This is a genomic window from Bradyrhizobium sp., from assembly GCF_016462955.1.
In the GTDB taxonomy this organism is placed as follows: Bacteria; Pseudomonadota; Alphaproteobacteria; order Rhizobiales; family Xanthobacteraceae; genus Bradyrhizobium.
Map to the genome: position 1 here is coordinate 388 of NZ_JAEMSD010000029.1, position 21,024 is coordinate 21,411.

Genomic DNA, 21,024 nt, shown 5'->3' on the forward strand with positions numbered 1-21,024 from the left:
GGGCGTGGCGCCGCACGCCGGGGTGGCCACCGTGCTCGCGCTCAGCGGCACGCGGGCCGACGGGCGACGCTGGATGCTCACCGAAATCATTGCCAGCGGCGCCGGCGCCAGCGTCCACGCGCCCGGCCGCGCCGGCGTCTCCACCGACGTCGGCAATGCGCGCAACACCCCCGTGGAGGTGATCGAGACCGAAGCGCCCCTGCGTGTGGAATGCTACGAGATCCGCCGCGGCAGCGGCGGTGCCGGTCTGCAATGCGGCGGCGACGGCGTGCGCCGCGCCTATCGGCTGCTCGAAGGCCAGGGGTGGGTCGCCTATCGCGGCGAGCGCCATGTCGGCCGTGCGCGCGGTGCTCGAGGCGGCGAGGCCGGCGCAACGTCGATGGCCCGGGTTTTGCGTGTGGACGGAGCGATCGAGCTCTTGCCTGCGCGCGCCCGCATCGCGTGGTCCGCCGGCGACCTGCTGATCATCGAAACCGCTGGCGGCGGCGGCTGGGGTCGTCTCGCTCCAATTGAATCCGCCAATCCACCCGCAAGGAGTTGCCCATGATCCGTTTCCCGATGTCGCGCTGTGCGACGCTGGCGTTGGCCAGCTTCGCGATGCTCATGCCTGCACTGGCCCATGCGCAATCAACCTACCCGAACAAGCCGATCCACATCGTGGTGCCGTTCGCGCCTGGCGGCAGCACCGACGTGCTGGCACGGCGTGTGGGAGAAAAACTCGCCGCGGCCTGGGGACAGCCGGTGGTGGTCGACAACCGTCCCGGTGCCGGCGGCGCCCTGGGCGCCGACTTCGTGGCCAAGTCCGCACCCGACGGCTACAACCTGTTGGCGGGGGTGACTGGCAGCAACGCCATCGCGCAGGCGCTGTATCCGAAGTTGCCCTATAACGTGATCAACGACTTCGCACCCGTGTCGATGATGGTGAACTCGCCGCTGGTGCTGGCCGTCAATCCCGAAGTCAAGGCAAACACGCCGGCCGAGTTTCTCGCCCTGGCCAAGTCGAAACCGGGCGAGCTGAGTTACGGTTCGGCCGGCAACGGCACGTCGATGCATCTCACCGGCGAGATGTACAAGCAGGCGACCGATGTTTCGATGGTGCACGTTCCCTATCGTGGGAGCGCGGCCATGCTCACTGACCTCATGGGCGGTCAAATCCAGGTCACGTTCGGCGACGTCCTGGTGCTGATGCCGCAGATCCAGGCCGGAAAGATTCGCGCGCTGGCCGTCACCTCGAAAACCAGGCACCTGCTGTTGCCGAACGTGCCGACGCTCGATGAATCGGGGCTGAAGGGTTTCGAGGCGCTGTCATGGCAAGGCCTGTTCGCGCCGGCCGGCACGCCGCCCGAGGTGGTCGAGAAGCTGAGCGCGGAAGTGAACAAGGCCATGCAGTCTCCCGACATCAGGGACTACTTCGCGGCGCAGGGCTTCATCGTCCAGGGCTCGACTCCCGAGGCCTTCAAGGCCTTTGTCGCGAGCGAGGTGCAGAAGTGGACGCCGATCGTGAAGAATTCGGGGGCCCAGGTGAATTGAGCTGCCGCCGCCGGCGCGGTGCTCATTGGAATTCGCCGGCGGCCTAGCGCAACACGACCTTTTGATCGGTCCAACGAAGATAGTGTCGCGGCGCTGCGCCGAGCTCACGCTTGAACATCGCGGCGAAGGCGCTCGGGCTGTCATAGCCGACGTCAAGTGCCACGCAAGTCACGGGTTCGCCCGCGCCGAGGCGAGCCAGGGCTTCCAGAAGCCGTACGCGCTGGCGCCAGACGGAGAAGCTTTGGCCCGTCTCTCGGCGAAACAGCCGCGTCAGCGTTCGCCGGCTGAGGCGACACCTGTCGGCCCAATCATCGAGCGTGAGGTCGGAGGAGGGGTCGCCGAGCACTGCCTTGCAGATCGCCGCAAGTCGGGGATCCGGAGGCACCTCCACGTGCAGCGTCACTTCCGGCATGCCTGCGATTTCGGTGAGCAGAAGTTCGAGCAGCTTGCCGTCGCGCCCATCCTGGTCGTAGGTCTGCGGCATCCGCACCGCCTCGTCCATCAGGGCTTCGACGAGTGAGGAAGCGCGAATCAGGCGGCATGTCTCCGACGTCTTCCGCAGGCGATCAGGCGTGACATAGATCGTTTGGGCCTCGACTTCGCCCCAGGCCCGCGACTGATGGACGACGCCGGCCGGAATCCACAGACCATGCCCCGGTGGAACCACGAAATGACCGCGCTCGGTCATCATCGCCGTGACGCCGGTGATCTGCAGTATGAACTGATCACGTCGATGCGAATGCCGCGTGCTGGTGCTCTCGTTCGGATAGGTCGCGGTCATCGCGGCGACCGGCCGCGCGATCGTCTGAAGATGTCCGGCATAGTTTGCGGCCGCCGCCGGGCCCGCCTGCTTGTTGCAGGCCCGCAATTCGCCAGTGACGTCCCGCCTCGCTACGACTCTCACGTGTCGTGAACTCCCTGATGAGGTCCTTTTCGCAAGGCTCTTATGCATCTTCTGGGCCAGATATGGCCCGTTCGCGACGGTTATTGTCCTCCATCAGGTAGCGCGGGACAACGTGTTTGGCAACAATACGGGCGCCCACGACATTCGCTCGAACCGAATGCGAGGCTGGGCCAGTCGATATGCGACTACGGAGAGCTCGATGAACAGACGCGAATTCACCCAGGCTATGCTGGCCGCTGGCGCCGCCCTTCCGTTGGGCATTACCCGCGCAGCCGGCCAGACCCGCGGCGGAACGCTCAACACCATCATCCAGCCCGAGCCGCCACTTCTGGTCACCGCCTTCAACCAGCAGCAGCCGACACTGACGCTTGGCGGCAAGATCTACGAGAGCCTGCTCAAATACGGCGCCGACCTCAAGCCGATGCCCGGCATGGCGCAGTCCTGGGAGATTTCGCCTGACGGCCTGACCTATACGTTCAAGCTGTTTCCGAACATCACCTTCCATGACGGCAAGCCAATGACGTCCGAAGATGTCGTGTTCAGCTGCATGAAGGTGCTGACCGAGACCCATCCGCGCGCACGGCAGAACTTCGCCCGCGTCGCCTCCGCCGAAGCGCCGGATCCGCTCACCGTCGTGTTCAAGCTGAAGCAGCCCTTCGCGCCGTTCCTCGGCTGCTTCGACTGTACGTCGGCGCCAATCGTACCCAAGCACATCTATGAAGGGACCGACTTCCGCAAGAACCCGCTGAACGACAAGGCGATCGGCACCGGCCCGTTCAAGCTGAAGGAGTGGGTGCGCGGCTCACATGTCCATCTGGTGCGGCACGAGGGCTATTATCTGAAGGACCAGCCCTATCTCGACGAGATCATCTATCGCATCATTCCGGACTCGGCCTCGCGCGCTCTGGCGCTGGAGAACGGTACGGTGCAGCTCGTGCAGTGGGCGGACATCGAGTTCTTCGACGTGCAGCGCTTCAAGGCGCAGAAGAATCTGGAGGTCACGACCAAGGGCTACGAATATTTTGCGCCGCACCAGTGGCTCGAGATGAACAACCGCATCGCGCCGATGAACGACAAGCGCTTCCGCCAGGCGGTGATGCATCTGATCGATCGTGACGCGCTCGCCAAGCGCGTCTATTTCGGCAGCGCCAAGGTCGCGACAGGCCCGATCTCGTCCAAGACGAAATTCTATGACGGCAAGGTCAAGCGGTACGATTATTCAATTGAGAAGGCCAAGGCGCTGCTCGACGAGATGGGGCTGAAGCCCGACGCCAACGGCAAGCGTGCCGAGATCAAATATGTCGTGCCGCCCTACGGTGAATCCTACCAGCGCGCCGGCGAATTCTTCCGCCAGAGCTTTGCTCGCGTCGGCATCGATCTCGTCCTTGTCGGCACCGATATGGCGGGCTGGGCCGAGAAGGTGGGCAATTGGGACTACGAGATGACCCAGAACCTGCTCTACCAGCTGGGGGATCCCGCCCTCGGTGTCGCTCGCACTTATGTGTCGTCGAATATCAAGAAGGGCATCCTGTTCTCGAATACGCAGGGCTACTCCAACCCCGAAGTGGACAAGCTGTTCGACGAAGCTGCGGTCACGCTCGACGAGGCCAGGCGCCAGGAGTTGTATTCCAGGGTGCAGCAGATCCTGGTCGAAGACGTGCCGGTCGCCTGGACGCTTGAACTCGAATATCCCATCATCTACGACAAGGCGTTCAAGAACGTCGTATCGACCGGCATCGGATCGCACGAGACCTTCGGGGCGGTCTACAAATCGTGATCCGACTCGGCAACGCAGCGACGATCGGGCTGATGGCGCTGAGCCGGATCGCCCAGCTCATCGCGGTCATCCTCCTCATCGCCACCTTCAACTTTGTTCTGGTGCGTGCGGCCCCCGGCGATCCAGCTCAGGTCATGGCGGGGCAGTCGGGCGCGTCCGATCCGAAATTGCTGGAGGATCTGCGCAAGGAATACGGGCTGGACAAGCCTTACGTCGTGCAGCTCGCGAGCTATCTTGGCCGCGTGGTCAAGCTCGATCTCGGCTACTCCTACCGCCAGCGCCGCCCCGTGGCCGATCTTGTTCTCGAACGACTGCCGGCGACATTGCTGCTGACGGTCACCGCGTTCTGTCTGGCGCTCCTGATCGGTACGACGCTCGGCGCCCTGGCGGGGCTTGCGGCAGGTACGGTGCTCGACACGGTCTTCACCGTGCTGTCGCTGGTGCTCTATGCGACACCCGTATTCTGGCTCGGGCTGATGCTGGTCCTGGTCTTCTCGGTAACGCTCGGCTGGTTGCCGCCGTTTGGTTACGAGACCATCAACGTCAAGCTCTCGCCGATCGAACGTGCACTCGATGTTGCCAAGCACTTGATCATGCCGGTGACCTCGCTGGCGGCGATCTACCTGGCCATCTACGCTCGTCTGATGCGATCTTCGATCATCGAGGTCGCCCAGCAGGACTTCATCAAGACCGCGCGCGCCAAGGGCCTGACCGGCCCCAGCATCGTCTTCGGCCATATGCTGCGCAACGCCCTGGTGCCCGTCGTCACCGTCGCCGGCATGCAGGCGGGCGCGCTGGTCGGCGGCGCCGTGGTCATCGAGACCGTGTTCGCCTGGCCGGGGCTCGGGCGGCTGACATTCGATGCCCTGCTGCAGCGCGATTATCCCGTGCTGCTCGGCATTTTCCTGATCCTGTCGATCGTCGTCATCGTGCTCAATCTCCTGACCGACCTGATCTACAAGCTGATCGATCCCCGCATGACCACGGGAGCGGCGTGATGGATGCGGTCCGCTCCTTCCTGCGTCATCCCTCGGGCATGGTCGGCCTCGTCGTGCTGCTCATCGTCGTGATCGTCGCGATCGTGGCACCGGTCGCCTTTCCGGTCTCGCCCTGGGAGATGGTCAGTGCGCCCTTCACGCCGCCCGGTGAGGACGGACTTCTGCTCGGCGGCGACACGCTCGGCCGTGATGTCGCGGCCGGCGTTGCCTATGGTGCGCGCGTGTCGCTCGTAATCGGAATCGCCTCGGCCATGGCCGCCATGGTGATTGGCGTCACGATCGGCGCGATCTCAGGCTATTTCGGCGGCAAGGTTGATCTCGTCCTGATGCGGATGACCGAGCTCTTCCAGACCATCCCCGCCTTTGTGCTGGCCATTCTCCTGGTTGCGACCTTCAACCCGTCGCTGCTCACGATCATCCTGACCATCGGTGCAGTGAGCTGGCCGCCGCTGGCGCGCCTCACCCGTGCAGAATTCCTGCGCCTGCGCAACCGCGAATTCGTCGAGGCGGCGCTGTGCCAGGGCGAGGGCACCCTGCGTATCGTGCTCGGTCACATCCTGCCCAATGCGATCTCCCCGATCCTGGTCGTGACCTCGCTGACGGTCGCGACCGCCATTCTGTTGGAGAGCGCCCTTTCGTTCATGGGCCTTGGCGACCCCAACCTGATGTCCTGGGGGTTCATGATTGGTGCGGGGCGCACCGTCATTCGCAATGCCTGGTGGATGAGCGTGTTTCCCGGGCTTGCCATCCTCATCACCGTGCTTGCGATCAACCTGTTCGGCGAAGGCCTCTCCGATGTCCTCAATCCCCGTGTGTCGAGGCGCCGATCATGAGGGGCACCGTGCAAGCCATGGCCCCCGTGCTCTCGGTCGAAAATCTCTCGATCGCGCTGCCTGATGGCGGTGATCGCCCCTTCGCGGTCGAGAATGTTTCGTTCGAGGTGAAGCCGAACGAGGTCGTCTGCCTCGTCGGCGAGTCCGGTTCGGGCAAGTCCATGATCGCGCATGCACTGTTGTCGTTGCTGCCGAAGGGAGTCGCCGTCGCCTCGGGCACGGTGATGGTCGCAGGCAAGAACCCGGTGGAGCTCGATCGACAGGCCCTGCGTCGCCTGCGCGGCGGCGACGCAGCGATGATCTTCCAAGAGCCGCTGTCCTCGCTGAATCCGCTCAAGCGCGTCGGTAAGCAGATCGAGGAGATGATCCTCACACATCAGGAGCCGACGCCGTCGGCAAGTGAAGTTTACGACCGCGTGCAGCAGCTTCTGACGCAGGTGGGCTTGCCCAACCCGAAGCTGCTCGAAAAGAGCTATCCGTTCGAGCTGTCCGGTGGCCAGCGTCAGCGGGTCATGATCGCGATGGCGATGGCAAACCGGCCGGCGCTGCTGATCGCGGACGAGCCGACCACTGCGCTCGACGTCACCACCCAGCGTCAGATCCTAGGTCTGATCGACGATCTCAGGCGTGACCGGGGGATGGGCGTGCTGCTCATCACGCATGATTTCGGCGTCGTCGCTGACGTCGCGGATCGTGTCGTGGTGCTGCGTCACGGCAAGGTGGTGGAGCAGGGGACCGTCGAGGAAGTTCTCCGCCATCCCAAGGCCGACTATACGCGCGAGCTGATCGACGCGGTGCCGAAGGCCCGCCTCGACCAAATCAACCGGAAGGACGTTCACTCGGAGCCTCTGCTAGAGGTGATCGGTCTCCAGAAGACGTTCCGGGTCAAGCGCGGCTTCCTTCAGCCGCCGCGCGAGGTTGTCGCCGCCGACGGCATTTCGTTGACGCTCCATGAAGGCGAGACGCTTGCGGTGGTCGGCGAGTCGGGTTCCGGCAAGTCCACCCTCGGTCGCATGATCCTGCGGCTGACCGAGCCCGACGATGGAGCCATTCGCTTCAACGGTCAGGATCTGCGCCGGCTGCGTGGCGAGGCGCTCCGCCAGGCGCGCAAGCAGCTTCAGATCGTTTTCCAGGACCCCTTCGCCAGCCTCGATCCGCGCCAGAAGATCGGCGACGCCATCGCCCGTGGCCCAATGGCCTTTGGCACCTCGCGCGCTGAAGCGATGGAGCAGGCCAAGAAGCTGCTGATGCGGGTCGGCCTCAGCGCGGTCGCCGCCGATCGCTACCCCCATGAATTTTCCGGCGGCCAGCGCCAGCGCATCTGCATCGCCCGGGCGCTCGCTCTGAAACCGCGCGTGCTGATCGCGGACGAAGCGGTGTCGGCGCTCGACGTCTCCGTGCAGGCACAGGTGCTGGCGCTGCTCGCCGAGCTGCGAAAAGAGATGAAGCTCGCCATGGTCTTCATCACACACGATTTGCGCATCGCCGCGGAGATCGCCGACCGCGTCATCGTGCTCCAGAAGGGCCGCATCGTCGAGGAGGGCGCCACCGCCGACGTTTTCATCGCGCCTCAAGCGACCTATACGCGCGACCTGCTCGATGCGATTCCGGGCCGCAACTTCTTCGACCAGCCGGGTTTTGCCAACGAGACCGGCAAGATTCCGACAGCAAGGATGAGTTCATGACCGATAGCGTTTCCCTTCCAGCCGCCGCGCGCGAACGCATCGAGGCCGCCGTGGATGCCGCCTTCGACAAGCAGATCGACGCCACCATCGCGTTCACCGCGATTCCGAGTACGCGCGCGGCCGAAGCCCCCTGTCAGGACATGTTCGCAAAGTTACTGCGCGAGCGCGGCTATGAGGTCGACGATTGGGTCATCAATCAGGACGATCTCAAGACACTGCCCGGTTACGGCCCCGTCGAGACCGATTTCTCTCGCGCGCGCTCCGTCGTCGGCACTTACCGGCCGGCGAAGGAGGAGGGTCGTTCCCTGATTCTCCAGGGCCATTGCGACGTCGTGCCGGCAGGTCCTCTCGACATGTGGGAGCGGCCGCCGTTTCAGCCGGTGGTCGAGGGCGGCTGGCTGTATGGCCGCGGCGCCGGCGACATGAAGTCCGGCACCATCTCGGCGCTCTACGCTCTCGATGCGATCAAGGCAGCAGGCTACAGGCCCAAGGGCCGCATTCACCTCCAGTCGGTGATCGAAGAGGAGAGTACCGGCCTCGGCGCGCTTTCGACCCTTCAGCGCGGCTACCGCGCCGATGCCTGTATCCTGCCCGAGCCGACCGACGAAAAGTTGATGCGCGCCCAGGTCGGCGTGATCTGGTTCCGGTTGAAAGTGCGCGGAATACCCGTCCATGTCGCACGCGCCGGTACCGGCTCGAATGCGATCAAGGCTGCCATCCATCTGATCCAGAAGCTCGAAAGCCTCGAAGCCGAATGGAACGAGCGCGCCAAGACGCACCCATCCTTCAAGTCCGTCGATCACCCGCTCAACTTCAATCCCGGCATCATCAAGGGCGGGGACTGGGCCTCCAGCGTTCCCGCCTGGTGCGACGTTGATTGCCGCATCGGCGTTCTGCCCGGCTGGAAGATTGCCGACGCCCAGGCCGAGATCGTGGATTTTGTCAGCAAGGCGGCGCGCTCGCATCCTTTCCTCGCCAACAACCCGCCCGAGATCGTCTGGTCCGGCTTCCTGTCGCCGGGCTATGAAGCAACGGAGATCCAGGAAAGCGAAGCCGTCTTGGCTCCGATCTACGAGCATGTGTTCGGTCGCAAGCTGACGGATTTTTCGTCTACCGCGCTGACGGACGCACGCTTCTATGGCCTCGATTTCGGCGTTCCGGCATTCTGCTTCGGTGCAAGAATGGAAGGCGCGCATGGCTTCAACGAGCGCGTCGACCTCGCCTCGGTGAAGCGAGTCACCAAGGCGCTTGCGCTGTTCGTCGCGAGCTGGTGCGGAATCGAGGTGAAGTAGCTCGAGCATGTTCGGGAAGATGTGCAGCAGTCCTCCAAAGATCATGCACAATCAGAACCGAGGCAAGCTCGCCAAACAGGGAGGTTCGCAATGGACAGCGAGGGTGCAGGCGGCAAGCCGCTGGTCAAAACCCAAGAGGATCTGCGCGCGCATTTCGGGCAGGTGAACTTCATCGCCGAGAAGAAGGTTCTCCATCATCTCGACAAGTTCTGCCGCGACTTCATCGCGTTGTCCCCCTTCCTCGTCCTCGCGACGAGCGACGGCAATGGCCACGCCGACGCAAGCCCTCGCGGCGACGCGCCGGGTTTCGTCGCCGTGCTCGACGACAACACGCTGCTGATTCCCGACCGCCGCGGCAATAACCGCGTGGACACGTTCGGCAACATCATTGCCTCGCCCGGGATCGGCCTGATCTTCATGGTGCCTGGAATCAACGAGACCCTGCGGGTCAACGGGCGCGCGGAGATCTCGCAGGATGCCGCGCTATTGGCGCCGCTCGCGGTGCAGAACGTCGTCCCGGTCATCGGGATCAAGATCCATGTCGAGGAGGCCTACTTTCACTGCGGCAAGGCGCTCATGCGCTCGAAGCTGTGGAGTCCGGGGGCCCAGGTCGAGCGCAGCAGCTTCCCGACACTCGGCCGGATCATCGCCGAGCAGACTGCAGCCATCGAGACCGAAGTCGCTGAGAGGACGTTGGAAGAAGGGTATCGTACGAGGCTCTACTGAGTGGCGACTTGCGCATGCCATACCGAGGTGCGATCGTCAGTGCTGCAGACAAGGCCACGAGCGCTATTCTTCGGGTTAGATTGGCGAAGCGATTGACGCCGCCAACGCGCCTTCGCATAGAGCGGCCGCATTCAGAACTCTGAAATCTTCATGACGCCGACCGATGAACTGGATGCCCACGGGAAGGCCGTTTTCCGCGAATCCTCCGCGAATAACCGCGGCGGGCTGTCCCGTCTGATTGAACATCGCAGTGTATGTCGTGATGTCCAGGAGCCGGCCTTCGTCAGGGGCGGCTTGATCCGCCGGGGGAGCCCACGACGTGAGTCGTGGGGGCGACGATCAAATCGAATGGAAGAGTCCGCTCGATTACAGCGGCTTTTGCACGTTCCAGTTCGTCGCCCGCCTTTTTGCATATCAAATATCAGGCAAGGCGGCCTCGCCATTGCGGACGCGGCCGACGCTATTGTGGCCCTGGTGAGCACGATGTTAAAGCCCGGAGTTAGCGGGGTCGGATTGCATGCCGCGGCCGCAAAGCTGCCTGTGGGTGAGAGCCGTCATTCGTAGCTCAGTGCTTCACGCCCGCGAACAGGGTAGGAATGCGGACCGACGCGGTCGCTGAGCAGCTCCGAGAGCAGGCCCGTCAAAGCTGCCGCATCCGATGCGCCCAGCCTGTCCAGAACGTCCTGCTGAACGGACTTGATGAGCGGGCCAATATCCCTGAATTGCGCTGCGCCTCGCTGCGAGATGAAAATCAGGACCCGGCGCCGGTCATGTGGATCGGGCGCACGATAGACCTGTGCCGACTCGACCATTTTGTCGATGATCTTCGTGAGCGTCGGGCCATCGACAAAGAGGCGGGTTGCCAGGTCGCCCATCGCCAGCCCGTCTGCTTCGGTGAGCGCCTCGAGCACGCGGTACTGGTGAAGAGACAGGTTTCGCGGCTTGAGCTCAGCTTCCAGCATCTGCTCAAGCCGGCGATTCACGCCTCGGATGAGTTCAGGGAGGTCCACGTCGCACCCTCGGCGAATTACTTCATCTTTCAATATTTGCCTTGGAACGCAACGAGGAGCAAGCGAAAAGCAGGTTTGGGCACAACTGCCTAGGGAAGGGGCGAATGCATCGGCCGGCGCCCTGAAAAAGGGCATGTTCCCGTCGGCATCGAGCGTTCTCTTAGTGAAATGGACCTAAGCGGTACTGGATTGGGTTGGCACGATTCGTGAGTGTTCTTTGCACGAAGTGCGGAGACACCACCGTTGCGTAGCGTCCGGATATGTCTGCTTATCCCGCAAAGCGGCGCTGCGGGGCTTTGGGCCCCGTCAGCCGAGGCGTGCGGACGCCTGGCGGTCGACGAGATCAACGGAATGTCCGGTGTCCTGCGACGTCCAGTTGAACTGCATGTCGTGAACGCCGGAGAAACCGGTCCAAGCGCGGGCCGGGCCGCGCGCGACGCAATCGAAATCGATGGTGTTCACGGCATCGTCGGGATGTTGCCGAGCTTCGCACGCGACTTCGTGGCGCGCGCTGCCGGTGGTCGCGTTCCGTTCATATATACGCCGCAGTTCGAGGGCCGTTCATCGACGCTGGACGTCATGGCCACCGGTGAGACCGCAGAAGAGCTGCTTTCTCCCGCGATTCAATGGCTTTCGGAAACGAGGCGTGCGCGCCGATACTTTCTCTGCGGCAATGACTACGTATGGCCTCGCTCGTCCCTTCAGATTGCGCGCAGGTTGATCGCCCGCTTTGGCGGAACGGTGACAGGTGAATACTATCTGCCGGTCGGCCGGCATGACTTCGACGAGATGCTGGACCGGATCAAGGGAACGCGCTCGGACGTCGTTCTTCCGTATTTCCTGGGCTCTGATTGCATCGCATTCAATCGTGCCTTCTGTGCGGCGGGGCTGAGTACTCGCGCGCTGCGGTTTTCCTCGGCGATCGACGAGACCGTGGCATACGGCCTCAATGTAGATGAAACCGAGAATCTTTACGCCGCTTCGAGCTACTACGGGTCGATCCGCTCACGAAACAATGGCGCGTTTCTGGAACGTTATCATACCGCGTTTGGCGATAGTCCGCCTCCCGTGAATGCCTTTGGTCAGTCCTGCTACGAAGGCATTTACTCGCTCGCGTCCCTGATCGAGGAAGCCGCCAGCCTCGATGCACGTAAATTGGCGGGCCTGTACGGAAGGACGTACCAGCGGCGCACGGCACGAGGCGATCTGGCGCAATCGGTGGTCGGCGGTCGCCATCCGATCTATCTGGCTCGGCTCGATGGGTACGATTTCTCCATCATCGCGCGCCAATAAAATCGCTTGCCTTTTCAAATATTGTATTCCTAATATTTGCCGTATCAAAGAACTGATGGGGACATTTATGCCTTTCTCCCGCCGCCGCTTCCTGCAGCGCTCAGCAATTGCAACGACGACGTTGATTGCTGCACCTGCAATCTTCCGCTCCGGCGCTTTTGGCGCCGAAAAGCCGATCGTCGTCGGCAGCCTTCACGACCAGTCCGGTCCGATCGCGGCGTCCGGCACGCCCATGGTCTACGCGCTTCAGCTCGCCGTGGACGAGATCAATGCCGGCGGCGGATTGTTGGGGCGGCCGTTGAAGGTGATCCACTACGACACGCAGTCGAATATCCAGATGTACTCGCAGTTCGCGCAACAGCTTGCGGTGAAGGACAAGGTCGATGTCGTCCATGGCGGCATCACCTCCGCCTCGCGCGAGGCGGTGCGTCCGACCTTCGATCGCTTCAAGGTGCTGTACTTCTACAACGTTCTCTACGAGGGGGGCGTCTGCGATCGTAACACCTTCTGCACCGGTACCACGCCCGCGCAGACCGTTGAAAAGCTGGTGCCGAGCGCGATGAAGAAGGCGGGCAAGAAGGCCTACATCATTGCCGCCGACTACAATTACGGTCAGATCACCGCGAAGTGGATGACGAAGTACGTCAAGGACAACGGCGGCGAGGTGCTGGCGACCGACTTCTTCCCGCTCGACGTCACCAATTTCGGGACGACCATCTCGAAGATTCAGGCGGCAAAGCCCGACCTCATCCTGTCGGCCCTGGTCGGCGGCAATCATACGGCCTTCTACCGGCAATGGACCTCGGCCGGCATGAAAGGCAAGATTCCGATCGCGTCGACCACTTTCGGTCTCGTCAACGAGCCGACCACGCTCGATGCGGCCGAGAGCGATTCCATTCTCGGCGCTTACGGCTACTTCGAGGAGCTTGCCACGCCGGCCTCGAAGAGCTTCGTCGAGAAGATCAAGAAGGCTCATCCCGACTCACCCTATGTCAGCGAGCTGGCTGCCTGCACCTATGAGGGCGTCATGCTTTGGGCTGCCGGCGTGAAGAAAGCGGCCAGCATCGATCGCATGAAGGTGATTGCTGCGCTGGAGGATGGGATCGCTTTCGATGGCCCGAGCGGCAAGGTGACGTTGGACAAGCCGACCCATCACACCACCCGCAACGCGTTCCTGGCAGAGGTAAAGGACCGCAAATGGTCGGTGCTGGAGAGCTACTCCGACGTCAAGCCGGCCGATACGGCCAGCGTGTGCGACCTCGTCAAGAACCCGAACGACACCAAGCAGTACATCATCAATCTCTGACACAGCCGGGCCTCGCCCATGGGCGGGGCCCGCCACATCGAGGGACTGAAAGAATCCAAGAATGGCGATCTACCTCATCGTCGCGCTCGACGTCCTGAACGGGATATCGTCGCTGTTCCTGTTGTGCCTCGGACTGGCGATCATCTTCGGCATGATGAAGATCATCAATCTCGCCCATGGCGAGTTCATCATGCTCGGCGCCTATGCGACCGTTATATCGGCCAATGCCGGCGTCAATATCTGGATTGCGATGCTGGTCGTTGCTCCGCTCTTCGTCGGTCTCGTCGGTCTGGTCATCGAGCGGTGCCTCATTCGCTTTCTTTATGGGCGCCTGGTCGATTCGATGCTCGCAACCTGGGGGCTGAGCCTCCTCATCATCGGGATCGTCACGACAATCTACGGCAACACGCAGCAGGGCGTGCCCACTCCTCTCGGCGGCTTCTCCATTGGTTCGTATCAGTCGAGCTACTACACCCTGTTCCTGGCCGGAATGGCGGTGGTGATGATGGCCGTGGTCTACGGCGTGATGAGCTACACCCGCTTCGGGCTGATCGCCCGCGCGACGATGCAGAACCCGGCAATGGCGGCGACGCTGGGCGTCAATCCGGCGCGGGTCTACATGAGCACGTTCGCGGTCGGTGCGGCCATCACAGGTCTCGCCGGAGGCCTGCTGGCTCCGGTTTCGGGCATCACGCCCGGCATGGGCGGCGCCTACGTCGCCAAGGCCTTCATGACCGTCGTCGGCGGAGGCGCCGCCATTCTGTCGGGGACGATGTCGGCGGCGAGCCTGTTCGGTGCCGTCAATCAGGTCGGCGCCTTCTTCACCACGCCGGTCTATGGCGAGGTCCTGGTGTTCACGGCGGCGATCGTGCTGATCCGCCTGCTGCCGCAGGGAATTTCCGGCCGCTTCTTCAAGGGGAATCTGTAATGACCGTCCGCTTTCGCCTTGCGGCCCAGGCGGTTGCCGTCGTCATCGCGATCATCGCGATCGCGCTGATCCCGAGCGTCATCGAGCTATTCGCAATGATGCAGCTGACGTTGTTCGCGGCAATGGCGGTGCTGGCGCTCAGCCTCGCCTTCATCTGGGGCTATGGCGGCATCTTGTCCTTCGGACAGACGGCCTTCTTCGGCCTCGGCGGCTATGCCTACGCGATATCAGCGATCAATTTCCAGGATTCTACGCCGTCGATCCTGCTTGCGATTATCATTCCCTCGTTGTTCGCCGCGATCCTCGGCTACTTCATCTTCTTCGGCCGTATCTCTGACGTCTATCTCGGCGTGATCACGCTCACCGTGACTCTGATCCTGTTCAACTGCGTCAACTCGACCTCGGGTGACGAGTACAGGATCGGCAAGGCGCTGCTCGGCGGCTTCAATGGCATGCCGGCCGTGCCGACCTTCAACGTTCCGTTCTATCCGGACCAGATCCTGTCGCCCGAACAATCCTGGTGGGTGACGGGTGGGACGTTGCTCGGGACGTTCCTGTTTCTCCGCTTACTCCTGTCTTTACCCGCTGGACGCGTCATCGTCGCCGTGCGTGAGAACGAGGTTCGTGCCTCGCTGCTCGGTTACGACCCGCGAAAGGTCAAGCTGCTCACTTTCATTCTGAGCGGCGCGATCGCGGGGCTCGCGGGTGCGCTCTACGTCAATTGGGGCGCGTTCGTCGGGCCGACCATCTTCAGCCTGTCATTGTCGGCGGAGATCATCATCTGGATCACGGTAGGGGGGCTCGGTACCTTGCTCGGCCCCATCGTTGGCTGTGTGCTCATCGAGTATATCGTCGCCTATATCGGCTCGCAGCAGGCCCTGAACTCCAACCTCGTGCTGGGCGCCGTGCTGGTCGTCTTCGTGCTGCTGCTTCCGAAGGGTCTCGTGCCGACGGCGCGCGATCTTTTGATGCGGCTCGTGCCCGCACCGAAGCCGAAGGCGCAACTCGCAGACGAGCAGTTACCGCCACCGGTGGCGGCGTCCCACATGGCCGGAGCCGAATGACCGTGGCGGACCTCGTACCCCTTCTCAAGGCAGAGCACCTCACGATGCGTTTTGGCGGTGTCGTCGCCAATGACGACATCACCTTCACATTGGAAGAGATGGAGTTGCGCTGCCTGATCGGGCCCAACGGCGCCGGCAAGAGCACCTTCTTCAAGACGCTGACTGGACAGCTTGTACCGACGTCGGGTGCGATTGCGTTTCGCGGTCAGCCGATAGCCGGAAAGCTGTCGCACGAAATCGCTCGCATGGGAATCGGCATCAAGACCCAGGTGCCGAACGTCTTCAACGGTCTTTCGGTGCGAGAGAACATCTGGCTCGCCGTTCGGCGGAAAGCAACGCCCCGCGCCCAGGGGCCCGCGGTCGATGCGGTATTGCAGATGATCCGGTTGACGGACCACGCCGATCGCATCGTGGCGACGCTGTCACACGGCCAACGACAATGGGTCGAAATCGGCATGGTGCTTGCGGCCGAGCCGGAATTGATCCTGCTCGACGAGCCGGCCGCCGGGATGACCGACGAGGAGACACTACACACGGCCGCCATCATCCGCGAGATCAACCAGACCCGCGCCATCATCGTCGTCGAGCATGATATGGAGTTCATCAAGCAGATCGCGAAGAAGGTGACGGTCTTCCATCAGGGGCGGGTGCTGGTCGAAGACACCGTGGACAAGGTCCTGGCCGATCAGCGCGTGCGCGACGTCTATCTCGGCAAGAAGGTGGCGGCATGAGCGCGCTTCTTGAGGTCCGGGATCTACGATCGGGCTACGGCCGCATTCCAATCCTGTTTGGTCTCGACATGACGATTCAGGATGGCGAGTATCTCGGCATTCTCGGCCACAACGGCATGGGCAAGACCACGACGCTGCGTGCGCTGATGGGGCATTTGCCGACGACGGGGGGCACCGTCACCTTCGCCGGCAAGCCGATCACCCATCTCAAGCCGCACGAACGGTCCAGGCTTGGTATTGGGCTTGTGCCGCAAGGACGAGAGATATTTCCCGACCTGAGCGTCCTCGAGAACCTGCGAATGGGCCTGGCGGCGGCGCCGAAGGAGGACCGATCGGTCATCGACGCGGTGCTTCAGGACTTTCCGCGCCTGGTGCGACTGCTCGACCGACGCGGTGGGGCCCTGTCGGGCGGTGAGCAGCAATTGTTGGCATTGGCGCGCTGTCTCTGCACGAAGCCCCGACTGATCCTCCTGGACGAGCCGACCGAGGGTATCCAGCCGTCGATCATCGAAGAGATCGTCGAGACGCTGCTCGCACTGAAGAAGCGGTGGAACATGTCGCTGATCGTCGTCGAGCAGAACCTCGAGTTCATCACCTCGCTGTCGGACCGGATCCTCAATATCCAGAAGGGACGCATCACCGGAGAGCTCGACCGCGAAGACCTGCTGGCACGGGACGGCGCGATGCATCCAAACTAAGTTCAGTCTCCGGCGCGGCTGCGCCGGTCGTTACGATCGCTGGTCTCTTGCTGCCGGCTTGTCTTCACAAGAAAGGATGACTCATGTCTATCAAACGCCCGACCGCCGAAGATGTCGCCGAGCTCGCCGCGAGCCTCCACATGAACATGACGGTCGAAGAAGCCGGCAGCTATCTTGCCCTCATGGGCGGGATGTTCGACGCCTACGACGTGATCGACGAGCTGCCGAACCCGCTGCCGCCGGTCAAATATCCGCGCATGCCGGGCTCCAAGCCGATGCCGAAGGACAACAAGTACGGCGCGTGGGCGATCAAGACGGAGGTCAAGGGTGCGGCGAGCGGCAAGCTCGCGGGTCGTACCATCGTGCTGAAGGACAACGTCGCTCTGGCCGGCGTCCCCATGATGAACGGCTCGACGACGCTCGAAGGCTTCATTCCCGCGGCCGATGCGACGATCGTGACCCGGATTCTCGATGCAGGCGGCACCATCGTCGGCAAGGCCGTTTGCGAGCATTTCTGTCTGTCGGGCGGCAGCCACACCTCCAATCCGGCACCGGTCCATAACCCCCTCAAGATGGGGTACTCGGCCGGCGGTTCATCATCGGGCAGCGCCGCGCTGGTCGCAGCGGGCGAGGTCGACATGTCGATCGGCGGCGATCAGGGTGGCTCGATCCGTATCCCGGCGTCGTATTGCGGCATCTACGGCATGAAGGCGACGCACGGGCTCGTGCCGTATACCGGCGTCATGCCGATTGAATCGACCATCGACCACACCGGCCCGATGACGGCCAATGTCGCCGACAACGCGTTGTTGCTGGAGGTGCTGGCCGGTGCCGACGGGCTCGATCCGCGCCAATACGCGCCGAAAGTTACGAGCTACACCGAGATGCTTCGCAAGGGCGTCAAGGGCATGAAGATCGGCATCCTCAAGGAAGGATTTGCCGTTGCGAACATGCAGGAAGGCGTTGCGTCCAAAGTTAAGGCCGGCGCGGAGCGGTTCGCCAAGCTCGGCGCGACCGTGTCGGAAGTTTCGATTCCCGAACACCTACATGCGCTCGCCGCCTGGAACCCGATCACGCTGGAAGGCTTCCTGGTCCAGATGATGATCGGCAACGGCATGGGCTTCAACTGGAAGGGGCTCTATGACGTCGGCTTGCTCGACGCCCACTCGGGTTGGCGCAGCCGTGCCGACGACCTGTCGGAGACGCTCAAGCTGACCATGCTGGTCGGGCAGTGGGGTGTCAGCCATTATCGCGGTCGTTACTATGCCAAATCGCGCAACATCGCGATCGCTGCCAAGGCGGCCTATGATGCGATGTTCGGTTCCTACGACCTGCTGCTGATGCCGACCTTGCCCTGTGTCGCCACGCCGATCCCGGCCAAGGATGCGCCGCTCGCCGAGATTGTCCAGCGTGCGTTTGAAATGACGGCCACGACCAGTCCGTTCGACGTGACCGGTCATCCCGCGATGACCATTCCCTGCGGCCTGTCGGACGGCCTGCCGGTCGGCCTGATGCTGATCGCCAAGGATTATGACGAGGCGACCATCTACCAGGCGGCCAGCGCCTTCGAAGCCGACGGCGATTGGAAGAAGTTCTGATGATCACCATCACCGCCGTCATCAAGGCCAAGTCCGGCCACGAGGGCACGATGCGTGACGCGCTGATGGCCGTCGCCGCAAATGTTGCGGCCAACGAGCCTGGCACGATCGGATTCTTCATCTCGCAGAGCGAGGACGATCCTTGTGTGTTCACGACGTACGAGCGATTTGCCGACAAGGCCGCTATGGATCGCCACAACAGCTCGGCGGTTGTTGCGACCTTCTTCGGGATCGCCAAGCCCATCCTGGACGGAGAAGTCATATTGGTGACCTCGACGGAGGTGTCGGCGACGATCCGCTGAGCCGGCGCCCGCGTATTGCAGGAGAAGATCGTGACGTTACGACTTCATGGCATCATCGGACGATCCGACGACGCAGCCTATGCAGGCCGTCTTCACCACGTCGAACATCATGGCGGGATCGAGCTCCTGTTCGTGCCGCCATCGGACGTCGGCCGCAAGCGCTTTCGCTTGACCACCGACCGCGGTACCGACTGCGCCGTCAGCCTGGACCGGGACGAGGACCTGGTCGACGGGGCATTGCTGTTTCTCGCACATGATCGCGCCATCATCGTCCGCTTCGGCGAGCAGGAATGTTGGCGATTGAAGCCGGTCGACCAGGCTGCGGCGCTCAAGCTCGGATGGAATGCCGGTAATCTACATTGGCGGGTCCGCTTCGAGCACGAGATTCTCGTTGTCCTGCTGGATGGGCCGCTCGAGACCTACCGCGCGCGTATCAGGCCGCTGCTCGAAGCCGGCGAAGTGGTGGAGAGCGACGCTGTTTGACAGATTGCAGACGCTGGCCTTGTTGCAGCTCGGGGACAGTGCCTACCCGGCCGGCGGCTTTGCATTCTCCTGGGGGCTGGAAGGCCTTGCTGCGGACGGCATGCTTGGCAGTCGCAGCGAACTCGATCGGATTGTCGCGGACCAGCTCGAGCGGCGCTGGGCGAGCATGGACCGTGTTCTGCTGGGACAGGCCTTTCGGGCAGAGGATTGCGTGGACATCGCGCGCGTGGATCGGCTGGCCGAGGCGGCGACACCTTCGGCCGAAATGCGGGAGGGATCGCGGCGGGCAGGCAGGGCGCTACTTGGGGTATGGTTCAGGCTCGATGGGCCGCTATCGGTCGCCTACCGTGGCTTGGTGTCGTCGGACACGAGGCTCGGCCATCTGGCCGTCGTGCAGGCCGTCGTCGGCCGGGACGCGGGGCTTAGCCTGGAAGCCGCGGAACTGGTCTCGGGCTGGACGCTCGTAACCGGCCTCGTCAGCGCAGCCGTAAGGCTCGGGATCATCGGCCACATCGAGGCGCAGCGCAGCCAGGAAGCCGCACGGATGTTGCTAGCGGAACTGCTCGAGGTGGTGCCGCCGCCGGATGCGCTGCCTGCGAGCTTCACGCCGTTCATCGACATCGCGGTTTCGCGTGGACCGCTGCGACAAGTCCGCATGTTCACGACTTGAGAGAGGATGCTCTTCCATGATGAACCTTTCGCCGACCGAGATGGATCGCCTCGTCATCTTCAATGCCGCGCAAATGGCGCGCCGCAATCGGTCGCTTGGAATTCGGCTGAGCCATCCGGAGGCGGTCGCCTACATCACAGACGAAGTCATGACCGCGGCGCGCCGTAACATGCCTTACGCAGAGATCCGCGACATGGCAGGCCGATTGTTGACATGGGACGATGTCGAGCCCGGCGTCGGGCAGATGATCCCGATGCTCTATATCGAATGCATGTTCGCGGAAGGAACCAAGGTGATGGCGCTCTTCGAGCCGGTCGGCCCCAGTGACACATCGGTCGTGGACGATATCGTGCCCGGTGAGATCATCGCAGGCGACGGAGACATTGAGAGCTTCGCAACCTTGGAGGCGATCACCATCGATGTCACGAATACCGGCGACCGTGACGTTCAGGTTCGCAGCCACACTCACTTCTTCGAGGTCAATCGCGCCTTGCTCTTCGATCGCGCGGCAGCTTGGGGCAAGAAAATCGACCGTCCCGCGGGGGCCGGTATCCGTTTCGAGCCCGGGGTCACCAAGTCCGTGCGGCTGGTTCCGATCTCGGGTGATCGCGTCGTGCATGGGCAGGCGGGCCTCGTCAACGGTTCGTTGGATGCGCCGTCGGCGAGGGATGATGCGTTGAAGCGGGCTCGCGCCCGCGGCTATCTGGGAGCCTGACCATGGCCACACTGTCGCGCAGAGCCTACAGCGAACTCTACGGGCCCACCAAGGGTGACCTCGTGCGATTGGCCGACACCAGTCTGCTCGCCGAGATCGAGCACGACTACACCACCTACGGGCACGAACTGCTGGTCGGTGCGGGAAAGAACCTGCGCGATGGCGAGGGCGTCAACGCCTACAGGACTGCCTCGCACAAGGCTCTTGACGTTGTCATCAAGAACGCCACCATCGTCGACGCAGTCGCCGGCATCGTGAAGGCCGACATCGGCATCCGTGACGGGCGCATCGTCGGTATCGGCAAGGCCGGCAATCCCGACGTCATGCCCGATGTGCATCCAGACATGATCGTGGGACATACGACGGCGCCGATTGCCGGCGGTCCTTTCATCGTGACCGCCGGCGCCATTGAATCGCACGCGCACCTCATCTCGCCCGAGCAGTCCGACCATGCGCTTTCCGGCGGAACGACCACCCTGGT

The 21,024-nt window shown here is 62.9% G+C and carries 22 protein-coding genes and 2 pseudogenes; 21 read left to right on the forward strand and 3 right to left on the reverse strand.

All coding sequences use genetic code 11. The annotated features are described in order from the left end of the window. Both JHD07_RS05465 and JHD07_RS05470 read left to right on the forward strand, forming a co-directional pair. Positions 1-547: pseudogene (locus tag JHD07_RS05465) on the forward strand (hydantoinase B/oxoprolinase family protein); the annotation flags it as partial. 35 nt (positions 548-582) lie between these two features. Beyond that, a complete protein-coding gene (locus tag JHD07_RS05470) occupies positions 583-1,530 on the forward strand; it encodes a tripartite tricarboxylate transporter substrate binding protein (protein ID WP_291619775.1) in 948 nt (315 codons plus the stop codon). A gap of 43 nt (positions 1,531-1,573) precedes the next feature. Here JHD07_RS05470 and JHD07_RS05475 read toward each other — a convergent pair whose 3' ends face one another. Then, positions 1,574-2,434 carry a helix-turn-helix transcriptional regulator gene (locus JHD07_RS05475; RefSeq protein ID WP_291619777.1) on the reverse strand — a complete coding sequence of 287 codons (861 nt, stop codon included), beginning with the start codon at positions 2,432-2,434 and terminating at the stop codon, positions 1,574-1,576. 199 nt (positions 2,435-2,633) lie between these two features. Here JHD07_RS05475 and JHD07_RS05480 point away from each other — a divergent pair, with 199 nt between their 5' ends. The 6 genes from JHD07_RS05480 to JHD07_RS05505 all read left to right on the forward strand — a co-directional run bounded on the left by JHD07_RS05480 (position 2,634) and on the right by JHD07_RS05505 (position 9,745). Further along, positions 2,634-4,211 carry an ABC transporter substrate-binding protein gene (locus JHD07_RS05480; protein ID WP_291619779.1) on the forward strand — a complete coding sequence of 526 codons (1,578 nt, stop codon included), beginning with the start codon at positions 2,634-2,636 and terminating at the stop codon, positions 4,209-4,211. Then, on the forward strand, positions 4,208-5,209 hold the full coding sequence (locus JHD07_RS05485; RefSeq protein WP_291619781.1) for an ABC transporter permease: 1,002 nt from the start codon (positions 4,208-4,210) through the stop codon (positions 5,207-5,209). Before JHD07_RS05480 ends, JHD07_RS05485 begins: the two co-directional genes overlap by 4 nt. After that, the gene (locus JHD07_RS05490) at positions 5,209-6,042 is read left to right on the forward strand and encodes an ABC transporter permease (RefSeq protein WP_291619784.1); all 834 of its coding nucleotides are present in this window, start codon (positions 5,209-5,211) and stop codon (positions 6,040-6,042) included. Before JHD07_RS05485 ends, JHD07_RS05490 begins: the two co-directional genes overlap by 1 nt. Further along, the gene (locus tag JHD07_RS05495; protein WP_291619786.1) at positions 6,039-7,727 is read left to right on the forward strand and encodes an ABC transporter ATP-binding protein; all 1,689 of its coding nucleotides are present in this window, start codon (positions 6,039-6,041) and stop codon (positions 7,725-7,727) included. Before JHD07_RS05490 ends, JHD07_RS05495 begins: the two co-directional genes overlap by 4 nt. Continuing rightward, complete coding sequence (locus tag JHD07_RS05500) at positions 7,724-9,019, forward strand: ArgE/DapE family deacylase (protein WP_291619788.1); 1,296 nt, start codon at positions 7,724-7,726, stop codon at positions 9,017-9,019. Before JHD07_RS05495 ends, JHD07_RS05500 begins: the two co-directional genes overlap by 4 nt. 90 nt (positions 9,020-9,109) lie before the next feature. Further along, positions 9,110-9,745 carry a pyridoxamine 5'-phosphate oxidase family protein gene (locus JHD07_RS05505; protein WP_291619790.1) on the forward strand — a complete coding sequence of 212 codons (636 nt, stop codon included), beginning with the start codon at positions 9,110-9,112 and terminating at the stop codon, positions 9,743-9,745. A 75-nt stretch (positions 9,746-9,820) separates the two neighbouring features. Here JHD07_RS05505 and JHD07_RS39725 read toward each other — a convergent pair whose 3' ends face one another. Beyond that, positions 9,821-10,015, reverse strand: a complete 195-nt coding sequence (locus tag JHD07_RS39725; RefSeq protein ID WP_366863946.1) for an amidase family protein — start codon at positions 10,013-10,015, stop codon at positions 9,821-9,823. A 78-nt stretch (positions 10,016-10,093) separates the two neighbouring features. Here JHD07_RS39725 and JHD07_RS05510 point away from each other — a divergent pair, with 78 nt between their 5' ends. Further along, entirely contained in the window at positions 10,094-10,309 is a 216-nt protein-coding gene (locus JHD07_RS05510; RefSeq protein WP_291619833.1) for an ethanolamine ammonia-lyase light chain EutC, read from the forward strand. Here JHD07_RS05510 and JHD07_RS05515 read toward each other — a convergent pair. Beyond that, entirely contained in the window at positions 10,300-10,755 is a 456-nt protein-coding gene (locus JHD07_RS05515; protein WP_291619792.1) for a MarR family transcriptional regulator, read from the reverse strand. The two genes, JHD07_RS05510 and JHD07_RS05515, sit on opposite strands and share 10 nt — an antisense overlap. Positions 10,756-10,998: 243 nt before the next feature. Here JHD07_RS05515 and JHD07_RS05520 point away from each other — a divergent pair, with 243 nt between their 5' ends. The 12 genes and pseudogenes from JHD07_RS05520 to ureC all read left to right on the forward strand — a co-directional run. Further along, a complete protein-coding gene (locus JHD07_RS05520) occupies positions 10,999-12,048 on the forward strand; it encodes a substrate-binding domain-containing protein (protein ID WP_291619794.1) in 1,050 nt (349 codons plus the stop codon). 67 nt (positions 12,049-12,115) lie between these two features. Continuing rightward, positions 12,116-13,354 carry an ABC transporter substrate-binding protein gene (locus tag JHD07_RS05525; RefSeq protein WP_291619796.1) on the forward strand — a complete coding sequence of 413 codons (1,239 nt, stop codon included), beginning with the start codon at positions 12,116-12,118 and terminating at the stop codon, positions 13,352-13,354. 61 nt (positions 13,355-13,415) lie between these two features. Continuing rightward, positions 13,416-14,282, forward strand: a complete 867-nt coding sequence (locus tag JHD07_RS05530) for a branched-chain amino acid ABC transporter permease (protein WP_061020378.1) — start codon at positions 13,416-13,418, stop codon at positions 14,280-14,282. After that, positions 14,282-15,346: a branched-chain amino acid ABC transporter permease gene (locus JHD07_RS05535; RefSeq protein ID WP_291619804.1), complete on the forward strand. Its 1,065-nt coding sequence runs from the start codon at positions 14,282-14,284 to the stop codon at positions 15,344-15,346. The genes JHD07_RS05530 and JHD07_RS05535 overlap by 1 nt, the downstream gene beginning before the upstream one ends. Positions 15,347-15,348: 2 nt before the next feature. Further along, complete coding sequence (locus tag JHD07_RS05540; RefSeq protein WP_061882174.1) at positions 15,349-16,077, forward strand: ATP-binding cassette domain-containing protein; 729 nt, start codon at positions 15,349-15,351, stop codon at positions 16,075-16,077. Continuing rightward, complete coding sequence (locus JHD07_RS05545) at positions 16,074-16,775, forward strand: ATP-binding cassette domain-containing protein (protein WP_291619809.1); 702 nt, start codon at positions 16,074-16,076, stop codon at positions 16,773-16,775. The genes JHD07_RS05540 and JHD07_RS05545 overlap by 4 nt, the downstream gene beginning before the upstream one ends. Positions 16,776-16,858: 83 nt before the next feature. Beyond that, entirely contained in the window at positions 16,859-18,373 is a 1,515-nt protein-coding gene (locus tag JHD07_RS05550) for an amidase (RefSeq protein WP_291619811.1), read from the forward strand. Then, positions 18,373-18,675 carry an antibiotic biosynthesis monooxygenase gene (locus tag JHD07_RS05555; RefSeq protein WP_291619814.1) on the forward strand — a complete coding sequence of 101 codons (303 nt, stop codon included), beginning with the start codon at positions 18,373-18,375 and terminating at the stop codon, positions 18,673-18,675. The genes JHD07_RS05550 and JHD07_RS05555 overlap by 1 nt, the downstream gene beginning before the upstream one ends. 30 nt (positions 18,676-18,705) lie before the next feature. Further along, positions 18,706-19,158, forward strand: a complete 453-nt coding sequence (gene ureE / locus JHD07_RS05560; protein ID WP_291619816.1) for an urease accessory protein UreE — start codon at positions 18,706-18,708, stop codon at positions 19,156-19,158. Between the two features lie 4 nt (positions 19,159-19,162). Next, positions 19,163-19,828: an urease accessory UreF family protein gene (locus JHD07_RS05565; protein ID WP_291619818.1), complete on the forward strand. Its 666-nt coding sequence runs from the start codon at positions 19,163-19,165 to the stop codon at positions 19,826-19,828. 19 nt (positions 19,829-19,847) lie between these two features. Continuing rightward, on the forward strand, positions 19,848-20,543 hold the full coding sequence (gene ureB, locus JHD07_RS05570) for an urease subunit beta (protein WP_291619835.1): 696 nt from the start codon (positions 19,848-19,850) through the stop codon (positions 20,541-20,543). A gap of 2 nt (positions 20,544-20,545) precedes the next feature. After that, positions 20,546-21,024, forward strand: a pseudogene (gene ureC, locus JHD07_RS05575) (urease subunit alpha); the annotation flags it as partial.

Excerpts from the sequence above, each read along its gene's own strand:
- JHD07_RS05480 (WP_291619779.1), top strand. The coding sequence starts at position 2,634 with ATGAACAGACGCGAATTCACCCAGGCTATGCTGGCCGCTGGCGCCGCC.
- JHD07_RS05490 (WP_291619784.1), top strand. The coding sequence starts at position 5,209 with ATGGATGCGGTCCGCTCCTTCCTGCGTCATCCCTCGGGCATGGTCGGC.
- JHD07_RS05495 (WP_291619786.1), top strand. The coding sequence starts at position 6,039 with ATGAGGGGCACCGTGCAAGCCATGGCCCCCGTGCTCTCGGTCGAAAAT.
- JHD07_RS05500 (WP_291619788.1), top strand. The coding sequence starts at position 7,724 with ATGACCGATAGCGTTTCCCTTCCAGCCGCCGCGCGCGAACGCATCGAG.
- JHD07_RS05505 (WP_291619790.1), top strand. The coding sequence starts at position 9,110 with ATGGACAGCGAGGGTGCAGGCGGCAAGCCGCTGGTCAAAACCCAAGAG.
- JHD07_RS05510 (WP_291619833.1), top strand. The coding sequence starts at position 10,094 with ATGGAAGAGTCCGCTCGATTACAGCGGCTTTTGCACGTTCCAGTTCGT.
- JHD07_RS05525 (WP_291619796.1), top strand. The coding sequence starts at position 12,116 with ATGCCTTTCTCCCGCCGCCGCTTCCTGCAGCGCTCAGCAATTGCAACG.
- JHD07_RS05530 (WP_061020378.1), top strand. The coding sequence starts at position 13,416 with ATGGCGATCTACCTCATCGTCGCGCTCGACGTCCTGAACGGGATATCG.
- JHD07_RS05535 (WP_291619804.1), top strand. The coding sequence starts at position 14,282 with ATGACCGTCCGCTTTCGCCTTGCGGCCCAGGCGGTTGCCGTCGTCATC.
- JHD07_RS05545 (WP_291619809.1), top strand. The coding sequence starts at position 16,074 with ATGAGCGCGCTTCTTGAGGTCCGGGATCTACGATCGGGCTACGGCCGC.
- JHD07_RS05550 (WP_291619811.1), top strand. The coding sequence starts at position 16,859 with ATGTCTATCAAACGCCCGACCGCCGAAGATGTCGCCGAGCTCGCCGCG.
- JHD07_RS05555 (WP_291619814.1), top strand. The coding sequence starts at position 18,373 with ATGATCACCATCACCGCCGTCATCAAGGCCAAGTCCGGCCACGAGGGC.
- ureB (WP_291619835.1), top strand. The coding sequence starts at position 19,848 with ATGAACCTTTCGCCGACCGAGATGGATCGCCTCGTCATCTTCAATGCC.